Consider the following 3,427-nt stretch of genomic DNA (forward strand, 5'->3'; position numbering starts at 1 on the left):
TGTCGAAAAAGAAAGACGACTATCTGGGTAAGCGTGCGCATCTGCGCAGCCATATGGCCGACCCCGACCGCTGGAAACTGGTAGGGCTGGAAACGGTGGATGGGTCCGTGCTGCCCGATGGCGCTTATGCGATTGCCGATGGCAACAATGAAAACGGCCAGCGCAACACGCAGGGGCGCGTTACTTCGACCTATTATTCGCCCACATTGGATCGCGGGATCGCCATGGGGTTGGTGCTGCACGGGCCCGACCGCATGGGCGAGGTGATAGAATTCAACAAGGTCGATGGCACCACGGTGGCGGCAAAAATCGTCGATCCGGTGTTTTACGACAAGGCAGGGGAAAAGCAGAATGTCTAACGCTGTCAGTGCCTTGAATGGCAAAAATGCCGTCGGTGATGTAACCGTATCAGATGCGGGCCTGCAAGGCATGATCACCCTGCGCGGTGATCTGGGCGCGAAAAATCTGCGCGCGGTCTGCACCGATCTGACCGGGGTGGCATTCCCTGAACAGGGCAAGGCGAATGCGGCGGATGGCAAAGGCCTGTGCTGGATGTCGCCGGATGAACTGCTGGTTCTTATGCCTTATGCCGATGTTGCCGCAGCGATTGCGCAAATCGACAGCGCCTTGGCGGGCACGCATTATCTGGCCGAAAACCTGTCGGATGCGCGGGCGCTGATTACGGTCAGCGGCCCCTTCGCCCGTGAAGTGATCGCGAAACTCGCCCCCGTCGATCTGCACCCCGACAGCTTTGCCCCCGGCGATTTCCGGCGCACCCGGCTGGGACAGATCGCCGCCGCGTTCTGGATGACGGATGCCGAGACCGTGCAGGTGATCTGTTTCCGGTCGGTCGCGGGCTATGCGTTTGATCTGCTGGCGGCAAGCGCCAAGGCGGGGGCGGTGGGCCATCTGCCGCGGTAAGCCTGACCATGCGGGAACAGATCGTCAAGCGCGTGCCATGGCGCTTTCATGCCCGCTGTTACCCATCAGTGGCAACCTTTCTTAATATCTGGCGCGCCTGTGCAAGTTTCGGTGCATCAGGGGTACGCGCAAGTCCCAGATCAAGCAGGGCGATTGCACGGTCTTGGTCCCCTGTCGCCGCAAGACATTCCGCGTGCAGTGCAAGCACTTTCGGCGAACGACCGTCGATATCAAACAAGACGTCAAGATCTTTGATGGCGTTTGCCAGATCGCCGCAGTCCACCATAATCCTTGCCCGTGCAAAGCGCGGTTCCTGGTGGCGAGGAGAGACTGCAATAGCGTGTGCCAACGTTGTGCAGGCGGCGTTGGTTTGCTTTAAACGTTGCTGCGCTTGCGCGAGGGACAGATAGACATTCGGAACGCAGAAGCCAGCCGCAATAGCCGATTGAAGGTCTTTGCAACAGCCAGAAAAATCCCGTGCATGAAAGCGAAGTAGGCCACGCCATGCGGTATGTGCGGGGTGACCGTCTGCGTCGCTGGCTGTTTGAGCGGTTTCCAACGCCTTTTTGAAATCGCGGGCCATCCATTGCACCAGCGAAAGGCGATGCCAAATCATCGCATTTTGTGGATTTTCAACTGCCAATGATGCCAAATCTGCCTCGGCAGAAGGGTGTTCGCCCAGCATGTGGCGAAATAAAATATGTAGACTGAGCAGATCCGCGGTGGGACTCTGTTCGATCAACTTGGCGAAACTTTGTTCAAAGCGGCGACGCTGTTTGTGGTTTTCCAGATGTTTGGGGTTGAAACCGCGTAACATTGGAAACCAGTCCCAGATTATCGTATCGTGCCCGCGCAAGGGTTTTCGCATAAGACCGGCGGCTGTCAATTCCTTCCTGATCCTTGCAAAGGCGGGGTGGGTAAGTAGCTGTGGGGTGGTCCGGTTACGCACAGAATGCGCGCCAAGTCCCAAGGGCGGAAACGCAGTATCGTCAAAATACCCGAGCGCGTTGAACGCATCGATCGTTTCACGCACAACGGCGTGTTCGGGATGATGCCAATAGGCATTGAGAGCTGCTGTTGCCGCGCGTTGCCTGTTGCCTTTTAAATGCCATGCATGCGCAATCAGTGCTTGTGACGCGGCCCAGTCCTGACGGTGAAACAGCACGCGGTCCTGCAGGAGGTCGGCAATTCTCAGCGCCCCGTCATGGTCGTCCGATGCCAACTGCATTTCCAACAAAAGCGGATATAGAAACGAAATATTCAAGCCGGCAATGACCAAAGGTGCGATGATCGCGGCGGCATCGCCGTAGCGGCCTTCGACAGCAAGATCATTGGCCATATGTTGCAACGTCTGGCCAAGATCTCCGGCGTCACGAATATCCCGTGCCGTTGCCGCGGCTTTCATACGGTCCTGCATGCGTTTACGTGCCGCCTGAACGTCGGCTGGCGCGAGGTCGGCCATCACATCCAGTTTCAGGCACCCGCCCAACGCTGCCGCGGTCGAGGAAAATGCACTGCCGGGTGGGGCGATGATCTTGTCGCAGCGTGACATCGCGACAAGTTCCAACAAATCGCGTTGCCCTTCGGGTATGATATCGGCACCAAACAACGAATTTGCTGCAATCAGGTCTGGAAACATGTCCTGAAACCTGTCGATAGTCGGCTGATCGTCTGAGAAAAGAACCGGCCGGATACCCGTCGCAAGCAGCTTTTGCATATGTGCGACAAAATAGTCGTCAGGTATGTATTTCGTGGGCCAACTGCGGTTCATCGCGCGGGGAAAGGAAATGATATCACCGCGCCGGATATGATAGGCCGTCGCCCCCCGCAGATTGCGTGTCAGCTCTTCGATCTTGGGTTGCAAAGCCTTTGCAAAGGGAAAATCGGCCCAAATCTCGTGGCAGCGGCGTGTGACGGTATCTTCTGTTTCATCCGCGAGAACCGTATACCCGAACGGCTGATCCAAAAGCACATCCTGGCCTGATGCCAGCAAGTCGCGCAGGCCCCAGGCGGTCGTATCTCTCAGGTCGTTGAACCGGATAGGCGCGGTAACCCGCGACCGGAAAGTTTCGCGATCAATAAAATGGGTTTCGATAAAATCTTGATCAAACAACTGCGCAGTATCGTTGAATACCCGACCGATGTCGGTCCCTTGGTGCCAGTGCACCCGGAATGGCAAGTCATGATCGCGATAAAGCCGCATCGCATTGAGAACACACATGATACGCGCGCCAAGCCGGTCATTGCGAAAGGCAAGAAGTTGCCCAGCTGCTCTGCAATTTGTCATTCGTTTTCCGTGTGCTGTGTGCTGCCTTATTACGCGCGCCGGTCTGGCAAGTGAACCCTTTTTGCACCGACGGAGACCGACAAGACCTTGACCGCACAGGGTTCTACGCTCAATTAGGGGGGCTAATGCAGTCATTTAGAAAGGACTGAAAGATGTCATTCACACTTCCCGATCTTCCCTATGCCCATGACGCCCTTGCCGCCAAAGGCATGTCGGCGG

At 56.7% G+C, this 3,427-nt stretch carries 3 protein-coding genes; 2 read left to right on the forward strand and 1 reads right to left on the reverse strand.

Features of this window, described 5'->3' with window-relative positions:
- Together IBX59_RS14970 and IBX59_RS14975 are read left to right on the forward strand one after the other, a co-directional pair.
- Nucleotides 1-359 (forward strand): glycine cleavage T C-terminal barrel domain-containing protein (locus IBX59_RS14970; protein ID WP_296376995.1); only part of this gene is annotated, 359 nt, incomplete at its 5' end.
- The gene (locus IBX59_RS14975) at nt 352-921 is read left to right on the forward strand and encodes a sarcosine oxidase subunit gamma (RefSeq protein WP_296376997.1); all 570 of its coding nucleotides are present in this window, start codon (nt 352-354) and stop codon (nt 919-921) included. The genes IBX59_RS14970 and IBX59_RS14975, both read left to right, overlap by 8 nt.
- A gap of 58 nt (nt 922-979) precedes the next feature.
- Here IBX59_RS14975 and IBX59_RS14980 read toward each other — a convergent pair whose 3' ends face one another.
- Nucleotides 980-2,383 (reverse strand): hypothetical protein, encoded by a 1,404-nt coding sequence (locus IBX59_RS14980; protein ID WP_296376999.1) that lies wholly within the window; start codon nt 2,381-2,383, stop codon nt 980-982.
- Nucleotides 2,384-3,427 lie beyond the last annotated feature (1,044 nt).

The sequence above is a fragment of the Yoonia sp. genome (genome assembly GCF_014859355.1).
In the GTDB taxonomy this organism is placed as follows: domain Bacteria; phylum Pseudomonadota; class Alphaproteobacteria; order Rhodobacterales; family Rhodobacteraceae; genus Yoonia.

What these genes read in the sequence shown, in the direction of transcription:
- IBX59_RS14975 (WP_296376997.1), top strand. Translation starts at nt 352, where the DNA reads ATGTCTAACGCTGTCAGTGCCTTGAATGGCAAAAATGCCGTCGGTGAT.
- IBX59_RS14980 (WP_296376999.1), bottom strand. Translation starts at nt 2,383, where the DNA reads ATGGCCGACCTCGCGCCAGCCGACGTTCAGGCGGCACGTAAACGCATG.